This is a genomic window from Kutzneria chonburiensis, assembly GCF_028622115.1.
GTDB lineage: Bacteria > Actinomycetota > Actinomycetes > Mycobacteriales > Pseudonocardiaceae > Kutzneria > Kutzneria chonburiensis.
The window spans coordinates 1,161,926-1,180,789 of sequence record NZ_CP097263.1; the positions used below are offsets into that span (position 1 = coordinate 1,161,926).

General features: G+C 70.3%; 15 protein-coding genes. 9 read left to right on the plus strand and 6 right to left on the minus strand.

Annotated elements, in window-relative coordinates; translation table 11 throughout:
• Nucleotides 1–62 precede the first annotated feature (62 nt).
• From M3Q35_RS05545 to M3Q35_RS05570, 6 genes are all read left to right on the plus strand, one after another.
• Entirely contained in the window at nt 63–1,109 is a 1,047-nt protein-coding gene (locus tag M3Q35_RS05545) for a carbohydrate kinase family protein (protein ID WP_273940534.1), read from the plus strand.
• Between the two features lie 219 nt (nt 1,110–1,328).
• The gene (locus M3Q35_RS05550) at nt 1,329–2,291 is read left to right on the plus strand and encodes a VWA domain-containing protein (RefSeq protein WP_273940535.1); all 963 of its coding nucleotides are present in this window, start codon (nt 1,329–1,331) and stop codon (nt 2,289–2,291) included.
• Between the two features lie 80 nt (nt 2,292–2,371).
• Nucleotides 2,372–3,313 (plus strand): LCP family protein, encoded by a 942-nt coding sequence (locus tag M3Q35_RS05555; RefSeq protein ID WP_273940536.1) that lies wholly within the window; start codon nt 2,372–2,374, stop codon nt 3,311–3,313.
• A 10-nt stretch (nt 3,314–3,323) separates the two neighbouring features.
• Complete coding sequence (locus M3Q35_RS05560; RefSeq protein ID WP_273940537.1) at nt 3,324–5,387, plus strand: tetratricopeptide repeat protein; 2,064 nt, start codon at nt 3,324–3,326, stop codon at nt 5,385–5,387.
• A gap of 90 nt (nt 5,388–5,477) precedes the next feature.
• Nucleotides 5,478–7,136, plus strand: a complete 1,659-nt coding sequence (locus M3Q35_RS05565; RefSeq protein WP_273940538.1) for a substrate-binding domain-containing protein — start codon at nt 5,478–5,480, stop codon at nt 7,134–7,136.
• Between the two features lie 117 nt (nt 7,137–7,253).
• Nucleotides 7,254–8,939 carry a sulfatase-like hydrolase/transferase gene (locus M3Q35_RS05570; RefSeq protein ID WP_273940539.1) on the plus strand — a complete coding sequence of 562 codons (1,686 nt, stop codon included), beginning with the start codon at nt 7,254–7,256 and terminating at the stop codon, nt 8,937–8,939.
• On the opposite strand, the gene M3Q35_RS05575 is transcribed toward M3Q35_RS05570, so the two are convergent.
• Nucleotides 8,936–9,277 carry an SDR family oxidoreductase gene (locus M3Q35_RS05575; RefSeq protein ID WP_273944263.1) on the minus strand — a complete coding sequence of 114 codons (342 nt, stop codon included), beginning with the start codon at nt 9,275–9,277 and terminating at the stop codon, nt 8,936–8,938. The genes M3Q35_RS05570 and M3Q35_RS05575 overlap by 4 nt on opposite strands.
• A 35-nt stretch (nt 9,278–9,312) precedes the next feature.
• Here M3Q35_RS05575 and M3Q35_RS05580 point away from each other — a divergent pair, with 35 nt between their 5' ends.
• Nucleotides 9,313–10,320 carry an alcohol dehydrogenase catalytic domain-containing protein gene (locus tag M3Q35_RS05580; RefSeq protein ID WP_273944264.1) on the plus strand — a complete coding sequence of 336 codons (1,008 nt, stop codon included), beginning with the start codon at nt 9,313–9,315 and terminating at the stop codon, nt 10,318–10,320.
• Between the two features lie 5 nt (nt 10,321–10,325).
• Here M3Q35_RS05580 and M3Q35_RS05585 read toward each other — a convergent pair whose 3' ends face one another.
• Nucleotides 10,326–11,861, minus strand: coding sequence for a copper resistance CopC/CopD family protein (locus M3Q35_RS05585; RefSeq protein WP_273940540.1), 1,536 nt, complete (start codon nt 11,859–11,861; stop codon nt 10,326–10,328).
• A 4-nt stretch (nt 11,862–11,865) separates the two neighbouring features.
• Nucleotides 11,866–14,067 carry a multicopper oxidase family protein gene (locus tag M3Q35_RS05590; RefSeq protein ID WP_273940541.1) on the minus strand — a complete coding sequence of 734 codons (2,202 nt, stop codon included), beginning with the start codon at nt 14,065–14,067 and terminating at the stop codon, nt 11,866–11,868.
• Nucleotides 14,068–14,235: 168 nt separating this feature from the next.
• Here M3Q35_RS05590 and M3Q35_RS05595 point away from each other — a divergent pair, with 168 nt between their 5' ends.
• Nucleotides 14,236–14,736 (plus strand): GNAT family N-acetyltransferase, encoded by a 501-nt coding sequence (locus M3Q35_RS05595; protein ID WP_273940543.1) that lies wholly within the window; start codon nt 14,236–14,238, stop codon nt 14,734–14,736.
• Here M3Q35_RS05595 and M3Q35_RS05600 read toward each other — a convergent pair.
• Nucleotides 14,658–15,851 carry a hypothetical protein gene (locus M3Q35_RS05600; RefSeq protein WP_273940544.1) on the minus strand — a complete coding sequence of 398 codons (1,194 nt, stop codon included), beginning with the start codon at nt 15,849–15,851 and terminating at the stop codon, nt 14,658–14,660. The two genes, M3Q35_RS05595 and M3Q35_RS05600, sit on opposite strands and share 79 nt — an antisense overlap.
• Nucleotides 15,848–16,852 (minus strand): XRE family transcriptional regulator, encoded by a 1,005-nt coding sequence (locus M3Q35_RS05605; RefSeq protein ID WP_273940545.1) that lies wholly within the window; start codon nt 16,850–16,852, stop codon nt 15,848–15,850. The genes M3Q35_RS05600 and M3Q35_RS05605 overlap by 4 nt, the downstream gene beginning before the upstream one ends.
• 411 nt (nt 16,853–17,263) lie before the next feature.
• On the opposite strand from M3Q35_RS05605, the gene M3Q35_RS05610 reads away from it, so the two are divergent.
• Nucleotides 17,264–17,476 carry a hypothetical protein gene (locus M3Q35_RS05610; RefSeq protein WP_273940546.1) on the plus strand — a complete coding sequence of 71 codons (213 nt, stop codon included), beginning with the start codon at nt 17,264–17,266 and terminating at the stop codon, nt 17,474–17,476.
• A gap of 4 nt (nt 17,477–17,480) precedes the next feature.
• Here the strand turns inward: M3Q35_RS05610 and M3Q35_RS05615 are convergent, their stop codons facing one another.
• The gene (locus M3Q35_RS05615; protein WP_273940547.1) at nt 17,481–18,752 is read right to left on the minus strand and encodes a L,D-transpeptidase; all 1,272 of its coding nucleotides are present in this window, start codon (nt 18,750–18,752) and stop codon (nt 17,481–17,483) included.
• Nucleotides 18,753–18,864: the final 112 nt, after the last annotated feature.

Here is an 18,864-nt window from a genome sequence, read left to right on the forward strand (position 1 = left end):
GGTCACCCGCCCGGGTGTCGTTGATCTTGGTTGCGGTGCCGGGCACGCCTAAGGTGCCAGGGGTGGCAACGGCGTCAAATGAGCAGGTCCCCGCGTTCGACGTGCTGCTGTCCGGCACGGTGTTCCTGGACATCATCTTCACCGGGCTGGCCCACCAGCCCGCGGCCGGCACCGAGGTGTGGTCCACCGGGCTGGGCTCCAGCCCCGGCGGCATCGCCAACCTGGCCGTCGCGCTGAGCCGGTTGCAGCTGCGCACCGCGCTGGCCGCCGCGTTCGGCGAGGACCTCTACGGGGATTTCTGCTGGGAGGTGCTGGCCAACCAGGAGAACGTCGACCTGTCGTGCAGCCGGCGGTTCTACGGCTGGCACTCGCCGCTGACCGTGTCGATGGCCGTGGACCGGGACCGCAGCATGGTCACGCACGGTCACCCCTCGCCGGTCGGGCCGGACGAGCTGCTCAGCCCGCCGCCGCGCACCCGGGCCGCGTATGTGCACGTCGACCTTCAGGAAGAGCAGTGGGTCGGCGCGGTGAAGGAGCAGGGGGCGCTACTGTTCGCCGACGTCGGTTGGGATCCCACCGAGCAGTGGGCGCCTTCCATGCTGCGGAAACTCGACGGTTATGACGTGTTCCTGCCCAACTCCGTCGAGGCCATGCGCTACACCCGGGAGGACACCCCCGAGCGGGCCGCCCACAAGCTTGCCGAGGTCGTGCCGGTCGTTGTCGTCACCCGCGGCGGCAACGGCGCTTACGCCGTCGACTCCGCCCACGGCGTGACCTGCGACGTCGGCGGCCTCAACATGGCCGCCCTCGACCCCACCGGCGCCGGCGACGTCTTCGGCGCCGGCTTCGTCTTCGGCACCCTCGCCGACTGGCCGCTGGCCGACCGGGTGAACTTCGCCAACCTGTGCGCCGCGCTGTCCGTGCAGCACTTCGGCGGATCCCTGTCCGCGCCCGGTTGGCACGACATCGCCAGCTGGTGGCGGCACCTCGGCCGCCGCGACGCCGACGAGCTGCACCCGTACGAGTTCCTCAACAACGTGCTGCCCACCGACCCGGCCGCCATGGTCCGCCGGGCCAGCCCCACCATCGGTCTGCGCGGCCTGAACTGACCCCTGCGAGTCCCGCTCCCAGACACACCGAAATACGCCTTCAAGCACATTCGAATGTCACATGAGCGTCGTTGTTGCCTCCCTGAGGCACGTCCGGACCGCATGTGACAACACGGGGGTGGCGAGACTCGGGGCTCAGATGTGTCCGAGAGCGTATTTCGGTGTGCTCCTGGGCGGGACTCGCGGGGGTTTTACGTCCGAACCGGTTGACTGGGCATCGTGGGGATCGATTCGTTCGCGTCGCCGGTGTGGTTCGCGCTCCTGCTGGGCGTGGGCGCGGTGTTCGGCGCGTACTTCTGGGTGTCGCGGCGCAGGCGGCGGCACGTGGTGCGCTTCGCCAACATGGCGGTGCTGGACAAGGTCGCGCCGAAGCGGCCGAACCGGCTGCGGATGGTGCCGCCGATCCTCTTCCTGGTTGCCTTCATCGCGCTGACGGCGGCGCTGGCCGGGCCGATGGCCGAAGCCAAGGTGCCGCGCAACCGGGCGACGGTGATGCTGGTGATCGACGTGTCTCCCTCGATGGACGCCACCGACATCCAGCCGTCGCGGATCAAGGCGGCGCAGGCGGCGGCCAAGTCGTTCGTGGAGAACATGACCGGCGGCGTCAACCTCGGCCTGGTCACCTACGGCGGCTCGGCCACGGTGGACGTCAGCCCGACCACGGCCCGCAAGCCGGTGGCCGACGCCATCGACAACATCCAGCTCCAGCCGGCCACCGCCACCGGCGAGGCCATCGCGGCGGCGCTCCAGTCGATCCAGCAGTTCGAACGGGGCCTCGGCGGCGCGCAAGGGGCCCCGCCGGCGCAGATCGTGCTCATGTCCGACGGCAAGCAGACCGCCGGCCGCGACGAGTTCGCCATGGCCAAGGAGTCCAAGGAAGCCAAGATCCCGATCAACACCATCTCCTACGGCACCAGCGAGGGCGTGGTCGTCCTGCAGAACCAGGAGGTGCCGGTGCCGGTCGACGACGACTCGCTGCACCAGCTGGCCGACATCTCCGGCGGCCAGTTCTTCAAGGCCGACACCAGCGACAAGCTGAACCAGATCTACGCCTCGCTGGGCCAGCAGATCGGCTACGAGACGCAGGAGGCCGACGTCAGCAAGCCGTTCGTGGCCATCGGAGCGGTGCTCGCGGTCCTCGGCGCGGCCGGCGCGCTGGTGCTGTCGCAGCGCGTTCCCTGATACCGATCGGCCGGGCGCAACCAGCGCGCTCGGCCACACGTCCCTATTGTTGACGTCTGTCCAATAGCGGAGGTGGTCTGGTGCGCATCGGGCGTGTCATCGGGATCGTGCTGGTGGTCCTGATCCTGCTCGTGCTGGGTGTGTTCGTGTACGCCGACTTCTCGTTGAAGCGGACCGACGCGCTCCACGACTACTCCGGCCGCCCCGCGGCGGGCGCGGGCACGAACTGGCTGATGGTCGGGTCGGACAGCCGTGAAGGGCTGACCGAGGAACAGAAGCAGCAGCTGGCCACCGGGGACGCGGCGGGCTCCCGCACCGACTCGATCCTGTTGCTGCACGTGCCGTCCAGCGGCAAGCCGACGCTGGTCAGCCTGCTGCGTGACTCCTATGTGGACATCCCGGGCCACGGCAAGAACAAGCTCAACGCGGCCTTCGCGTTCGGCGGCCCGCAGCTGTTGCAGCAGACCGTCGAGGGCGCGACCGGCCTGCACATCGACCACTACATGGAGATCGGCTTCGGCGGCTTCTCCACCGTCGTCGACGACATCGGCGGCGTGAACATGTGCATCGACAAGCCGATGGTCGACCCGAAGGCCGGCATCAACCTGCAGCCCGGCTGCCAGGACCTCAACGGCGCGCAGGCGCTGGGCTACGTCCGCACCCGGGCCACGCCCTCGGCCGACCTGGACCGGGTGGTGCACCAGCGGCAGTTCCTGTCGGCGGTGGTCAGCAAGATCACCAGTCCCGGCGTGATGTTCAACCCGTTCAAGGTCTTCCCGCTGATGTCCAGCGTGCCGGGCGCGCTGACGGTCAACGACGGCGACCACGTCTGGCACCTGGTCAGCCTGGCGTTCTCGCTGGCCAGCAAGGATCTCGTCACCACGACGGTGCCGGTCGGCAGCACGCCGACCGTGTCCGGCGCCGGCTCGGTGGTGGTGTGGAACAAGGACAAGGCCACGCGCCTGTTCGATGCGCTGCGCACCGACGCCGAAGTGCCCACGGACGTGCTCAGCGGCCACTAGGCTGTGCCGGGTGTCCGCCGAGCGCCCGTTGACGTTGCAGGACCTGATCCGCCGGCGGCAGGCCGGCGGGTTCGTCGGCCGCGAGCGGCAGGTGGCGGTGTTCGAGGAGAACCTGCGCCTGCCGCTCAGCGACCCCCGCCGCCGCGTCCTGTTCACCGTGCACGGGGCGGCCGGCATCGGGAAGTCCTTCCTGATACGGCAGTTCCGCCGGATCGCGACTGATCATGGCTTCGCCACGGGACTTGTCACCGAGGCGGCCTACGACCTGCCGGGCGCCCTGGCCGCGCTGGCCGCGGATCTGGGGCCCGGCAAGGAGTTCGCCAAGCGGCTGGCGACGTACCGGCAGCACCGCCAGGACCTCGACGCCGATCCCACCGTGCCCGAGGGCCTGTCCTCGCTGCTCACCAAGGGCGCGGTGCGGATCGGGCTCGGCGTCGCCGGGGAGGTGCCGGGCGTCGGCGCCTTCACCAAGCCGATCGACGCCAAATCTGCCGCCGAGGACGTCGACAAGCTGCGGGTTTTCCTGTCCCGCAAGCTCCGCAGCCGTGACGACGTCGAGTTGGTGATGTCGCCGGCCGAGGTGCTCACGCCGGCGCTCGTCCGCGACCTCAACGCAGTGAACAAGCCGATCGCCCTGTTCTTCGACACCTACGAGCGGACCTCGCCCTTCCTCGACCAGTGGCTGCGGGACCTGTTGCTCGGCGAGTACGGCACGCTGCCGGGGGAGACGCTGTTCGTGATCGCGGGCCAGCGGCCGCTGGACCTCAACCTGTGGGGCGACTACCTCAGCGTCCGCACCGACCTGCCGCTGGACGTCTTCACCGAAGCCGAGACCCGCGGCTTCCTGGCCGCCCGCAACGTGACCGACGACCACGTGGTCGAGGACATCCTCGCGCTGTCGGGCCGGCTGCCGGTGCTGGTGGCGATGCTGGCCTCGAACCAGCCGACCAGCGTCGACGAGGTGCGGGACCACAGCGGCAGTGCCGTGGAACGCTTCCTGAAGTGGGAGCCCGATCCCGCACGGCAGCGGACGGCCCTGTCGGCCGCGTTGCCCCGCCGGTTCTCGGCCGAGGTGTTCGCGGTCGCCACCGGGTCTACCGATCACCTTTCCTGGTTGCGGCAACAACCTTTTGTCACCGAGCAGGCCGACGGCTTCCACTACCACGATGTCGTTCGGTCGCAAATGCTTCGGGTCCTGCGCCGTCGTGAGCCGGAGGAGTGGCGGTCGCGGCACCTCGCGCTGGCGGCCGATGCGGAGCCGTTGGAGCGGGCCTATCACCTGCTGTGCGCCGATCGGGCGGCCGCATTGCCGCAGGCGCTGGAGGGCTTGATCACCGCCTTCTCGGTTCGCCGGTCGATGTCCGTGCAGTGGGCGTCGATGATCCTGCAAGCCGGCCGCGAGACCGAGACCCCCGAGATCATTCGGCGCGGCACCGAACTGGTCGAGACGACCGACTACACCGAGCGGATCGGCCTGCTCGTGGACGACCGGTCGCTGCCGGCCTCAGCCCGCGCGCTGGCCCATGCCCAACGTGGCATTCTCTTGCGCCGCAACCGGTTCTTCGACGAGGCACTGGCCGACTTCGAGGCCGCCATCCAACTCGCGCCGGACTGGATCGTCTACGTCGGCGAGCGCGGAGAGACGCTGCGTCGCATGGGCCGGCCGGCCGACGCGCTGCCGGATCTGGACCGCCTGCTGGCCGCGAACCCCGACGACGACTGGGCGCTGGGCTGCCGCGGGGCCGCTTTCCAGGCGCTCGGCCGATTCGACGAGTCCCTTGTGGACCTGAGCCGATCCCTCGCGCTGCGGCCGACGTACCTGTGGGCGCTCGGCACCCGGGCCGAGACCCTCCTCCGAATGGGCCGCCTGCCCGAGGCGCTCGCCGACACCGAACGCGCGCTCGGCCGCGATCCCGACTACGCCTACGGCCTGAGCCGGCGGGCGCTGATCCTGGTCGGGATGGGCGAGTTCGACCGGGCCGCCGCCGACCTGACCCGGCTCGTCGAGCTGAAGTGGCCCGACGACACCTGGGCCCGGAGTCAGCTCGACCTGATCAAGGACCGCCGCACCTAGGGCCAGTCGGCTGGATCGCCACCACGCCGTCCGGCGGTGTCGGACGGTTGGTCGAGGGCCAAGAATGCCCTCCGGAGGTGGTTCAAGGCCATGCGTCGGCACCGGCGGTCGTCACGGCGCTGGCGTTTCCTGCTGCCCGTGTTGGTCGCGGTGCTGGCGGTCGGCGCGGTCGTCACGGCGAACGCGACCAACTCGGCCCGCACCTGCACCGGCGAGCTGCCACTGAGGGTGACCGTCACGCCGGCCATGGAGTCGGTCGTCCAGCAGGCCGCGACCGGCTTCGAGAAGGACCGGTCGGCCGTCGACGGCGTGTGCGTCAAGGTCGAGGTCGTCGCCGAGCAGGCCGCCGATGTGGTCGCCGAGCTGCCGACGAAGCCGATCGACCCGCCGGCGCTGTGGATCCCGGATTCCTCGCTGTGGGCGTCGACCGCGGTGGAGAAGGACGCCGCGGTGCCGGGCGTACGGCCGAACATCACCTCGAAGGGCTCGCTGGCATCGTCACCGCTGGTAGTCGTCGGCGGTATGGACGAGGTGGCCAAGCTGGGCTGGCCGCAGTCCTCGGTGAGCTGGAAACGCCTGGTGGACCCGGACGTCCCGGTGGACATCGCCGACCCGCTGACCAACACCGAGGGCATCGCCACGCTCGGCCTGGCCGAGGGCATGGCCCCGGCGCAGAACGGCACGCCGCCGCCGGAGCTCATCGCCACGCTGCTGCGGCTGCGCGACTCGACGCAGCGGGACATCGACACCTGCTACCAGCTGATGACCAAGAACCCGGCCAAGGCCCCGCTGTTCACCGCCACTGAACAGTCGGTGATCGCGCACAACAGCAGCTCGGACGTGGCCGCCGTCGCCCTGTACCCGACCGAGGGCTCGGTGCTGTTCGACTACCCCGTGGTCCGCGTGGCCACGGCCGAGGAGCAGCACGGAACAGGCGCCGCCGCCGACGCGTTCGACCGTCGGCTGCGGGCCGACACAACGGCGAAGTCCTTGAGCGAAGCGGGTTTCCGTGAACCGGGCGGCCGGGCCGCGTGGCCGGCACGGCAGGGCGTCCGGATGGACACCCCGACCAGGCTGCCCACGCCCACCGCGTCCCAGGTGACGACCGTGCTGCGGGCCTGGGACGTGATCCACCTGGACGGCCGCACCCTGGCCGTGATCGACACCTCCGGCTCGATGGCCGAACCCATGCCCGACGGCCAGTCCCGCATCGAGGTCGCCCGGGACGGCGCGCTGGTCGGCATGTCGCTGATGCCGGACACGACGGCCGTCGGCCTGTGGACGTTCTCCGAGCACGGGAACGAACTCGTGCCGCTCGGCCCGCTCGGCGGCAAGACCTCGGGCTCACCGCAGCGACAGGCCCTGCAACAGGCCGCACAGTCCCTGCCCACCCGCGTCGGCGGCAGTACCGCGCTGTACGACACCGCTTTACAGGCGTATCGAGTGCTACGCGACGGCTACGACGCCACCCGCGTCAACTCCGAGGTGCTGATCACCGACGGCCGCAACGAGACCACCGGCGGCACCGACCTGGACGGGCTGATCACGGCGCTGAGGGCCGAGGCCGACCCGAGCCGGCCGATCCAGATCATCGGCATCGGGCTCGGCCCCGACGCCGACATGGGCGTGCTCCAGCAGCTCGCCTCGGTCACCGGCGGCAAGGCCTACCAGGCACTCAGCGGCGCCGACTTCCGCAGCGTGCTGTTCGACGCGCTGAGCCGCCGGCCCTGCTTCACGTCCAACTGCTGAGCGATTTCCGACATCGGACCCAAACGTCCACATCCGAACCGGGGATTGAACCGAAGCCGACCGGGGTCCGTGTGCTGAAGTGGCACCATCGCCGCCACCGCACGGAAGGACCTCGGCTTGTCGCTCCTCACGCGCCCTCGCCAGCAGCCCGACGAGGGTTCCGACGATCGCCGTCCCCCGTCGCCCGTCCGCCGCGTCCTCGCCGTCACGGCAACCGTGCTGGCGTTCCTGCTGGTCCTGTTCGCGCTGGTGGCGCCGAACGACCTGAGCAAGCTGACGCCGCTGGCCTTCGTGCGCATCCCGGTGGAGGGCCTGGTCGGCGTGGTCGTGCTGTTGCTGCTGCCGAGCCGGGTCCGCAAGCCGGTGGCGATCGCGGCCGGCGGCCTGCTGGGCGTGCTGACCATTCTCAAGCTGGCCGACATGGGCTTCTACGCCTCGCTCAACCGGCCGTTCGACCCGGTGTACGACTGGACGTTCCTCGGCCCCGGCCTGGAGTTCGTGCAGGGCGAGGTCGGCGACTTCCTGGGCTGGGTGGCGGCCGGCCTGGTGATCGTCGTCGCGATCGGACTGATCGTCTTCACCGCGCTGTCGGTGTCCCGCCTCGGCGGTTTCGTCGGAAAGCACCGCACCGGCACGGTTCGCGGCGTCGCGCTGCTCGCGGTGATCTGGCTCGTGCTGGCCCCGACCGGCGCGCAGCTCACCCCGGGCCAGCCGGTGGCCGCCAGCAACGCCGCCGCGCTCGCCGTCAACGACCTGCGGCAGGTCAGCGCGGACATCAGGGACCAGCAGGCATTCGCCCGCGAGGTGGACGCCGACACCTACGCCGGCCAGGCGCCCGACAAGCTGCTCAGCGGCTTGCGCGGCAAGAACGTGCTGCTGGTGTTCGTGGAGAGCTACGGCCGGTCCGCGGTGATGAACTCCAGCTTCGCCCCCGGCATCGACGCCGTGCTCGACACCGGCACGAAGGAACTCCAGCAGGCCGGATTCGCGGCCAAGAGCGGCTTTCTGACCTCGCCCACGTTCGGCGGCGGCAGCTGGCTGGCCCACTCCACGCTCGAGTCCGGTGTGGACGTCAACACCCAGTACCGCTACACGAGCCTGATCAACGGTGAGCGGTTGACCCTGGCCCGCATGTTCAAGGATGCCGGCTGGCGCACTTTCGCCGACGATCCGGCCAACACCCGCGACTGGGTGCCGGAGACCCAGTTCTACGGCTACGACAGCGTCTACGACTCGCGCAACGTCGGCTACCAGGGGCCGGTGTTCTCCTATGCCACCGTGCCCGACCAGTACACGATGAACTTCGTGCGCCAGCACGAGATGGCCAAGACCGGCCCGGTGTTCGGCGAGATCGACCTGATCTCCAGCCACGTGCCGTGGACCCCGCTGCCGCAGCTGATGGACTGGAACGGCATGGGCGACGGCTCGGTGTTCGGGCCGCAGGCGGCGAACGGCAAGCAGGTCAAGGACGTCTGGCCCGATCAGGCCAAGGTGCAGGAGGTCTACGGCGAGTCGATCCAGTACTCGCTGAACACGCTGATCTCGTACCTGAAGAACTTCGGCGACGACAACACGGTGATGGTGTTCCTCGGTGATCACCAGCCGGGCACCCTGGTCAGCGGCACCGCCGCCGACCACGACGTGCCGATCAGCATCGTGGCCAAGGATCCGGCGGTGCTGAACCGGGTCGCCGGCTGGGGCTGGACCGACGGCCTCAAGCCCAGCCCGCACGCCCCGCTGTGGCCGATGAGCGCCTTCCGCGACAAGTTCCTGGCCGCGTTCGGGGAGCAGCCGACGCGTTAGTTCGTCCGGGCGGCGGCGGGAATGCTGCCGCCGCCGTCGACCCGGATGACCTGGCCGGTGGTGTATCCGCCGTCCCGCGAGAGCAGGAAGGCGATCGCCGCCACCACCTCGTCGACCCGGCCGACCCGGCCGAGCGGGATGGGGGCGAGGAACCGCTGCTCCTGCGGCGAGCCGACTGGGGTGTTGCGGCGCAGCATCTCCGTCTCGATCGGGCCCGGCGCGACCGCGTTGACCGTGATGCCGGTGCCGGCCAGCTCGCCGGCCCACACCCTGGTCAGCGCCTCCAGCGCGCCCTTGGCCGCCGCGCCGCTCCGGCCGCGAAGGCCCTGTTGGAGCAGATCGCCGGCGGGTGAATCCCGGTACGGTGATCGACATGCGCGCTTTCCGGATCACCGACTGGGGTCAGCAGCCGCAGGTCGTTGCCGTGCCCGTGCCGACTCCCGGGCGTGGTGAGGTGCTCGTGCGCGTGGCCGGCTGCGGGCTGTGCCATACCGATGTCACCCTGCCGCACATCCCTTCGTCGGTCGGCTCGCGGCTCGGCTGGCGCGTGCCGTTCACCCTCGGCCACGAGGCCGCCGGCTGGGTCGCCGGGCTCGGCCCCGACGTCACCGGCTTCGCCGAGGGCGACCCCGTCGCCCTCGTGTCCCCGACGTCGTGCGGCCAGTGCTGGCACTGCCTCCGGGGCCTGGATTCCTCCTGCCCCAACGGTCTCGCCGGTCGCGGCTACGGCCGCGACGGCGGTCTCGCCGAGTACGTCCTCGTCTCCGGCCCGCGTTTCCTCATCCCTCTGGGCTCCCTCGACCCCGTGACCGCCGGGCCTCTCACCGACGCCGGCGCCACCTCCTACCACGCCGTCCGCCGGGCGTTGCCCCGCATCCAGGCCGGCGGTCTCGTCGCTGTAATAGGTGTGGGCGGTCTTGGGTCTTACGCCGTGCAGTTCCTCACGCTCCTCACCGCCGCGACGGTCGTCGCCGTCGACACCAACCCCGCCCGCCTCGCTGCCGCCCCCGCCCTCGGCGCTTCGTCGGCCGTCGCTGACCTCTCCGGCGTTAAAGGCACCGACGCCGTCCTCGACTTCGTCGGTACCGACGACACCATTGCCACTGGTCTCGCCGCCCTCCGCCCCGGCGGCGTCTACGGGCTCATCGGCGCGGCCGGCGGCCGGCTCAAGGCGCCTCTCTTCGGCTCCCTCCCCAGGGACGGCGAGGTCTTCACGTTCCAGGGCTCATCCATCGCCGACCTGCACGACGTCATCTCCCTCGCCACCACCGGCGCCCTGCGCACCGACGTCCAGCGCTTCGGCTTCGACGACGTCCAGGACGCCTACTCCCGGCTGACCGCCGGCACCCTGGACAGCCCGCGGGCCCTGATCGTCTTCTGAACGGGTCAGGTCACCTGGACCTGCCGCACCACCGTCGTCTCGTCGAACTCCGAGGTGCGAACCGTGATCGCCAGCCGCCACCGGCCGGCGAACGGCAGCTCCGTGCTGCCCGCGCGGTAGCCGCCCATGGCCATGCCGGTACGGCGGATCGGCACCGGCATCGGGCCGATTCCCTTGTCCGGCATGGACAACTCCGCGTCCAGCTCGGCAACGTCGATGCGCATGCCGGTGCGGTCCGTGACGGTGACGGCGATGATGTTCGGGCCGACCGTGCCCGGCACGATGCCGATCTGTAGCCGGCCCTGGCCGTGCGGGCCGCCGGTGTCGAACGCCAGCGGGCCTTCGGGGGACAGCGGCGGGCGGCCGGGATCGGTGGTGACCAGCGCGGCCGTCAGGGCGAGCACGACCATCGCCCCGAGCGCCTCGACCAGCACCGATCGCCGGACTGCGGCCGACCGCAGCCAACGTCGGGAGAACCATGCGGCGTACAGGATCACCAGCACCACACCGACTTTGACCGCCAACAGCCGCGCGTAGGCGGTGTCGAGCGAGCTGAGTTGCTGCCAGCTCTGGAAAAGGCCGGTGGCGATGAGCACCGCGACGCTGGCCAGGGCGACCCGGCTGAACCGGGCGATCGCCGCGGGTGGCGGCTTGGCCAGCAGGATCACCGCCAGCCCGCCGAGCCACAACGCCATCGCGTCCAGGTGCAGCACGTCGGCCGGCAGCGTGGCCGGGCCGGCGGCGTGCCCGGACACCGACCACGTCAGCGCCAGGCCGTTGAGCAGCAGGGCCGCGATGGTGCGGCGGCCGCGAGGGAACGCGTCGGCGATCACCGGCGCGGTCAGGGCCAGCAGGGACAGCCGAAGCACCAGGCCCGTGCCTAGCGGGATGCCCAAGGTGACCGCCAGCAGGCCGCCGTCAAGGATGTGGTCGAGGCCCAGACCGGCGCCGTACGGGCCTTGTAGCACCGCGTCCGCGACGGTGGCGACGGCCAGCGCGATCCAACTGCCCCAGGTCAGCCGCCGGTCGATGGAACCGTTGGGCCAGCACAGGAACAGGAACCCGAGCGAACCGGCCAGCCCGGCGAATGCGACGTAGCCGAGCACCCGGAAGATCCAGTACAGCAACGCGACCCCGGGGTCGCCGGTGGGCGCCGTCGCGGCGGCGACCGTCGCGTGGCCGACGGAGAACGTGAACGCACCCGACACCGGATGTGAGTCCGCCGACTGCACGTGCCAGGACACCGTGTACGTGCCCGGTGCCCGCGCCTCGATCGCCACGCCGACCGTGTCGGCCCGGCCGTCCACCGGCCCGGCCCTTCCATCGTCCACAGTGGAGCCGTCGGGGCCGAGGACCCGAATGCCTTGCGCGCCAACCTGTACGGGCTCGCCGAAGTTCAGCGTCACGCTGGACGGCGCCGTCGCCACCACCGCCGACGGGGCCGGCTGCGTGCCGAGCAGCGCCGCGTGTGCGGCGGCCTGACCGGCGCTCGCGAACAGCGCCGCGAGGACGCCGGCCAGCACCACCAGCACGGCTCTCATAGGGCTACTTGACCGGTGCGTACGGGCGCATCATCTCGTTGTCCTCGTGGTCGAGGATGTGGCAGTGCCACACGTAGCCCGGGCCGGCCGTCGGGTCGAAGGCGAACCGGTTGACGCCCGGCTGCGCGTCGCCGATCGCGGTTTCCGTTGGCGCCCAACGGATAAGCACCCGGTTCACCATGCCGGGACTGATCTTGAAGGTGTCCTTCCAGCCCGCCTCGGACTCCTCCGGCGGCTGGGCCGCAGCGGTCAGGAACGGGCCGATCGCCGGGTTGCCGCCGAGCGCGCCGTCCGCGTTGGGCGTCAGGTAGTCGCGCGGGGGCCCGTAGCCGGGAATGATCTCGCCCGGCGCGTACGCGGTGCGGCCGAAGGAGCCGTCGCACTGCTGGCCGGCGAACGTGCCGCCGGGGAACATCGCCGCCCACGCCGCGCGGTAGCCGTCCACGTCGACGGCCTGCCGGTTGAGCACCTGGAACTGGATCAGGTGGATGTGGATGGGGTGCGCGTCGTCGGTGATGTCCAGCAGCTCCCACAGTTCCGTCGCACCGACCCGTGGCAGCTCGGTCAGGAACACGCCGGTGTTGGCGCGGGCGCCGGGGATCGGCGTGGTCGTCCCGTCCCGCAGGCCGTTCCACTTGCTGTTGTTCAGGAACGCTTCCAGCGGGCCGTCGCTGACGTCCGACACCGCGCAGTCGACCGTCTCCTGCTCGAACACGACAAGCTGCCGTTTCACCGTCGGCCGCACGCCCGCCGCGATCGTGCCCGTCGCCGGGTCGGCCAGCCGCACGATCGCCGGCGGCTGCCCGTTCCCGCCGCGCAGCGCCGCACCGGTCGCCGGGTTGTAGGTCGTGTCCGGGCCAGAAAGACGCTGCGTCACGTCGAACCGCATCAGCTGGCCGTCCAGGTTCGGGTCCGGCGGGCCGCCGCTCGGGTACGGGAACAGGCCGTCGTTGGTCAGCACCAGCGACCGGCCCCGCAGGCCGCTGAAGTCGATGATCACGTCCGCCCGCTCCGACGGCGCCAGGAACAGCTTCGGCGCATCGGCCTTGGCCGGATCGGCCAGCTTCGCCGGCCGGTCGAGCAGGCCGCCGTCGGTGCCGATCTGCCACATCGCCACCGCCGACGGTGGCGTCGTCGAGGACGCGTTCGCCGGGTCGGTCAGGTTCATCCGCAGGAAACGCGCGTTGCACGCGTTGAGGAACCGGAAGCGGTAGCGCCGCGGCTCCACCGCCAGCACCGGCCAGGTCCGGCCGTTGACCACCATCGCGTCGCCGAAGAACTCCGGGATCCAGAACGGGTGCGACAGCGGGTTGGACGGCGGCCCGTTCAGGTCGGCGTCCGGGTTGCTGCCGTCCGGGAAGCGCAGCTGGCCGTTGGTGGCGAACAGCCGGTCCTGGAGCATCAGCTCGATCTCGAACCGGCCGGCCGGCAGCCGCAGCGGATTGTCCGCCCGGCCCGTGTCGAACCTGTCGCGGACGAGGTAGAACGCGGCCAGGCCGCTCAGCACGGTGACCCTGGTGATGCCCAGCGTGTGATCGTGGAACCACAACGCCGTCGCCGGCTGCGTGTTCGGGTAGCAGTACACCGCGGCGTTCGCCGCCGTCGGATTCGCCGTGCTGTAGGCCGGTCCGTGCCGGCCGTCCGGCGTGAACCACGCTTCCGGCAGGCCGTCGAAGGCCGCCGGGACCTCCGCCCCGTGCAGGTGCACCACCCCCGGCATCGGCCCGGTGTACGGCTGCGACGCCTTCACCACGCCCAGCGGGTCCGCCCAGTGGATCGTCTGGTCGACCGTCAGCAGCGGCTGCACCCGTGAACTGCGGGGGAGGCCGTTGACGTACGTGATCGTCGTCGCCGTGCCCCGGGTCGCTTCCACCGTCGCCCCCGGCCACGACGCCGGCCGGCCGTCCACCTGGTAGGCCCACACCACCGTGCCGTCCGCGTGCCCCGCCGGGTACATCGAGCTCGGCAACACCAGTTGGGGCGCCTCCACGAACCGCGTCGTGAAGGCCGATCCCGACACCCGCGCGAGCGTCCGCAGCTGGGTCACGTACTTCGGGATCCTCGAGCTCGGCAGCGGCGTCTGCGCCTGCGGCACCGACTGGGCCACCGGCCCGCCCACCGCCGCCAGCCCCTTCGCCGCCGGGAAGGCCACCGCCCCCACCGCCGCACCGGCCACGAGCAACTGCCTTCTGCTGATCCCCGCCATGACTGGCCTCCGGGTTCGCACGCCCCCGGCCGGCAACATAACCAGCGCGCATCGTGCCGATAAATAGCCGGAAACCCCTAGGAACAGGGAGAACTCCCTAGGAAACGGGCCGTCCCCACCCTGTCGGACCAGTGACGCGCGTGCCGGCCTCGCCTACCGTCGGATGTGATGGTCGACCTGGAGATCCACCCCGTGCGCCCGGACGAAGCGCCGGCTCTCGGCGCGGCAGGCGGACAGGCCGGCTACGTCCGCGACCGGCTGGCTCGCCAGTCCGAGGGCCGTGGGCTGCTCCTCGCCGCCTGGCTGGGCGGCGAGGCCGTGGGTAGCGTCTACCTGTGGCTGGAGGCCGCCGAGGAGCCCGAGATCCGCGAGCACCTGCCGGAGACGCCCCTGCTCACCCACATCGAGGTGTTCGCCGGCCATCGCAACCAGGGCATCGGCACGCAGCTGGTCGAGACCGCCGAGCAGCTGCTGCGGGCGCGTGGTCACAAGGCCGTCGTGCTGGCCGTGGAGCAATCCAATGACGGTGCGGAACGGTTGTACAAGCGCCTCGGTTACCAGGACTGGGATTTCGGCCCGGTGCGCTGCGTTCAGCGTGAGTGGCTGCCGGACGGCACCCTGGAGGAAACGCGGGAGGAATGCACCGTCCTGGTGAAGCTCCTCGGCTGAGCAATACCGAGCGTCAGCAGCACGTCGTCCACATCCTTGGGTCCGGTGAACAGCTGGGCCTGCCGTTCCAGATGCCGCCGCCATTTCGTTCGGTCCGTGCGCCATGCCTTGAGGTACGCCACGCACAATTCCGGCGTGATGAGCGTGCACCGGCCCCGCGCGGCCCGCAACGCCGATTTCATTCGCTCCCGCGCGCCATCGCCGATATCGGACTCATCGGCCCGGCGCAGCACGTCGTTGATGAACGCGTGCCGCTTGGCCAGGTACTTCCGCCAGTACTCGACATCCGCGTCCTGGACGCGCTTGCCCTGGTCCAGCAGCCAGAACACGCCCTCGGCGAGCACATCGCCGAACTCTTCGGTGCGTGCCCGCTGCTCGTTGGCGAAGGGGTCGTACGGCTTCTGCACCGCCAGCCCGGCCGTCTTGGCGATCGGGCGCAGCCGGGTGTCGTTGAGCAGGAAGAACCAGTCCTCGTTGTAGACGTCCGGAAAGAACGACTCGAACGAGGTGGCGTTCACCGCCAACGCGCCGCCGCCGACGAACGTGTCCTGGAAACCGCCGGTCTGGCGGTGCGCGTGGCACACCACGGAATTGTCCGGGAATCCGCCGACCGTGAGGCCGACCCCGTCGAAATGGTGCAGCAGCCGCACCGCGTCGGTGAGGTGCTGGTGGTCCGGGATGTCGATGTCGTCGTCGAGGAAGACGACGTGTTTCCAGCCGGCCAGCCGCGCCACCAGCAGCCCGACGTTGCGTTTGCGGCTGGTGTCCGTGCCGCGGGCGAACGGCGTGCCGGCCAGCAGCGCGGTCGTGCCGAAGGTCGGAAGCAATGCGGGGGAGACGTCCTTCATGTCCACCGCGGCGATGTCGACGCCACTGGACCAGGCCAGGCTGCGCACCTCGGCGACCCGCGAGCGCTGGCTGTTCAGCGTGACCAGCGTGCAGCGCAGCTTCGCGGCCAGCTCAACGGCTCGCCGCAGGTAGCCGGCCGGTCGGGAGGTCGGCACGACGATCGCGTCGACCTCGCAGGTGCCGAGCGGCGGCTCGGCGACGTGGGCCAGCAGAGTGCGGTGGGAGCCATGGTGGAGCGTGGCCCCGTCGACGACGGCTTCGGTCAACTCGCGGCCTCCGGCCATTCGTGCAGCCGGGTCTCGGCGACGGTCCAGTCGGGGGTGACTACCTGGCCGGCCACCACCTGCACGCGCATCAGCAAGCTGTACACGCCGTGCCGGTCGAGCTGGTTACGCACGTAGTCGTCGTTGCGCCCGCGGAACTTGGCGTCGGTCAGCGCCCGCACCGCCCCGTAGGTGCCGCGGCCGTACATGCCGTTGCAGATGGTCACCGTGCGGGCCACGTTGAACGGGTTCTCGCCCCGGTAGAAGTGGGCCACGTCCTCCAGCAGCCGGCCGCCGCGCACGGTCGGCGAGTACATCCGCGGGCCGTGCTCGTCGGTCACCTCGAAGCCGCTGGGCTCCTCGGTGGTCGGCCGGGTGATCTGCTCCACGGGGACGTCTACGCGCTCGAGCAGCTCCCGGGTCAGTCGGTTCCAGTCGACGCCGCCGAGCAGCACCAGGTGCGCGGTGTAGTCGTCCCGCTCGAGCTGGTCGACCGTCTTGAACCGGACGTTGCTGACCGAGTTGACCGCGCGGATGTGGCCGAACAGCTCGATCAGCGCGTCGGGATCCGCGTAGGTGTACAGGTCGACGTAGTCGGGGTCGTTCGGATCCGTGTAGGAGCCCATGGAGTGCATCAGGTCCCGGGGCAGCCGGGCGCAGACGATGACGATGTTGTAGCTGTCCGGGAACTGCCACAGCCCCTTCGAGTGCGGGGCCGCGGTGAGATGGGCCCCGCGCTGGCCCGGTAGCTCCGGCCGCAGCGTGGTCAGCTGGTCGAGCAGCTCCTCGTAGGCCAGCCGTTCCGCCGTGTTCAGTTCGTCCACGGTGAGCAGTCGGAACGTGCCTTCCTCGGCCGACCTGACCGTGGCGAAGAACCTCGCGTACTGCTCAAGGCGGGCCGTCGGCGGCGGCTTGGGCGAGGTCGTGCTCTCCCATGAGGAGATCAGGGGCACGCTCGTCGACCGCTCAGCGCTGAACGCCTCGGCCAGCTGGCCCTGCGTCACGGGTCGGCCCGGCCACGCGCCTTCCCGCAACGTCCGAAGGCGCTGGGGTAGAGCTTGGGGGAGAGAGGTCGGCTGCACGGCGGTGAACCCCTTCAGTTAACTTCACCCTACCCTGCTGAAGCTGGCACGGTACACCCGGGGCCAGGTGTACCGATGTAGCCATCCCACTGGCGTGTCGCCGCCCCTTGTCGACCAGCGCCTCACACTCTAAGCTGAACTTCACTAGAGCTCAAACTGAAGTTGGCTGAGTCTGGTGAAGTTCATGATGTTTCAGGAGGTGGACGATGAACCACCGTGCCAGGCAGCCCCCGGTGGCAGTGTCCCGTCCTGCCCCGTACGGCACCCGGTCGGCCGCGCCGGCGTCTTCACACCGCCCCTGACCCCGCATCACCCGCACCGCCGGGAGTTGCCATGAACAGCTCGGATATGTCCCTCATGTTCGCCGGCACGCTGGTGCTCGGCGTCCTGCTGCTGATCGCCGTGGTCCGCATGCTCGGCCGGATCCTGTCCTCGGTGCACGACCTGCTCGGCACGGCCGGCCGCGCGGTGGCGGTGATGGTGTTCGCCTCCACGGTGTGCGGCGTGCTGCTCACGACGATGGTGCTGTCGATGGGCCACGCCTGACGCCTTACGACGCCGCGGCGGCGTTGTTGTCTGCCGGGTGGCCGCTGGGCGTGGTGCCGGTGGACGCGGCGATCGAGGTCGGGGCGACCAGGGTGCTGCCCTGGGGACCGGCCTGGACGGCCTGGTGGGTGGCGCTCTTGCCGAGCAGGGTCTGCCAGCTGTCGAACCAGTCGGTCCAGCCGTCGCCGGGCGTGCCGGCCAGCGGGCTGCCGATGATGGTCACGGGGTCGCCGGGCAGCTCTTCCTCGTAGTAGGTCTGAGCGGCCTCGGGCGACATGTTGACGCAGCCGTGGCTGACGTCCTCGCTGCCCTGCTGCCCGACCGACCAGTAGGCGTCGTGCAGGTAGTCGCCGCTCCACGTGAAGCGCACGGACCACGGCACCTTGAGGTCGTAGTAGCCCGGACCGCCGGGGGCGATGTCGGACGGCTTCATCTCGACGGGGTTGCCCTTGTCGATGGTCAGGTAGGTGCCGTTGGGCGTGTCGTGCCCGGGCCTGCCGGTGCTGATGGCCCAGTCGTACTGGAGGTTGCCGTTCTTGAACACCTGCATCCGGTGGCCGGAGGTGCTGGCGACGACGACGAGGGAGTCGCCGATGCTGAACGTCTGGGTGAGCTCGGCCGAACCGTACACGCCGGGGGAGACCTGCACGCCGTTCATGTGGGCGGCGAAGGAGACCTTGGTGTTGGCCGGCCAGTAGTCCCGCGGTCGGAAGTTGAGGTGGGTGTCGTCGGCCCACGCCCACGCCCCGACGACGGGCTGTGAAGTGGTGAGCGACATGGCCTGTTCAACGGCGGCCTTGTTCTGCACGGGCTTGTCGAACGTGAGCATGATCGGCATGCCGACGCCGTAGGTGACGTTCTCGCCCTCGAAGATGTGGGTGTGCACGATCGCGTTCGGCGTGACGGTGGTGAACGTGCTGGACGCGGTGGTGGTCTTGCCGGCCGGATTGGTCACGGTGGCGGACACGGTGTACGTCTTCGACACATTGAGCGTGCCACTGCTCGTCCACGTCTTGTTGTCGGCGTCGTACTTGCCGTCGACCTTGGTGTCGCCGCCGGTGACCTGCACATCGGTGATCTTGCCGCCGTCGGCGGTGATCTTGATGGGGGTCTCGGTGGCCACGGCCTGCCCGTTGGCGGCGGGGCTGATCGCCACCTTGGCCGGCGGGGGCGGCGGAGTGGTCGTGGTGGTCGTCGAGCCGGCTGTGGTCTCGCCGGAACACCCGGCGGCCAGCAGTCCGGTCACGGCCAACACGATCGCCGGCCACCTCTTCATCGCAACACGCCCTTCCGGTAACACCAGCCTGTGGTCGATCATGCCGCGCCGTGGCGCGAACAGCACAGGCTTTCTGTGTACTCGGACGCTGTCGGGGCCGGACGGGTTGCTT

Coding starts and splice junctions, on each gene's coding strand:
- M3Q35_RS05595 (WP_273940543.1), top strand. CDS start 14,236: ATGGTCGACCTGGAGATCCACCCCGTGCGCCCGGACGAAGCGCCGGCT.
- M3Q35_RS05585 (WP_273940540.1), bottom strand. CDS start 11,861: ATGAGAGCCGTGCTGGTGGTGCTGGCCGGCGTCCTCGCGGCGCTGTTC.
- M3Q35_RS05565 (WP_273940538.1), top strand. CDS start 5,478: ATGCGTCGGCACCGGCGGTCGTCACGGCGCTGGCGTTTCCTGCTGCCC.
- M3Q35_RS05580 (WP_273944264.1), top strand. CDS start 9,313: ATGCGCGCTTTCCGGATCACCGACTGGGGTCAGCAGCCGCAGGTCGTT.
- M3Q35_RS05615 (WP_273940547.1), bottom strand. CDS start 18,752: ATGAAGAGGTGGCCGGCGATCGTGTTGGCCGTGACCGGACTGCTGGCC.
- M3Q35_RS05590 (WP_273940541.1), bottom strand. CDS start 14,067: ATGGCGGGGATCAGCAGAAGGCAGTTGCTCGTGGCCGGTGCGGCGGTG.
- M3Q35_RS05610 (WP_273940546.1), top strand. CDS start 17,264: ATGAACAGCTCGGATATGTCCCTCATGTTCGCCGGCACGCTGGTGCTC.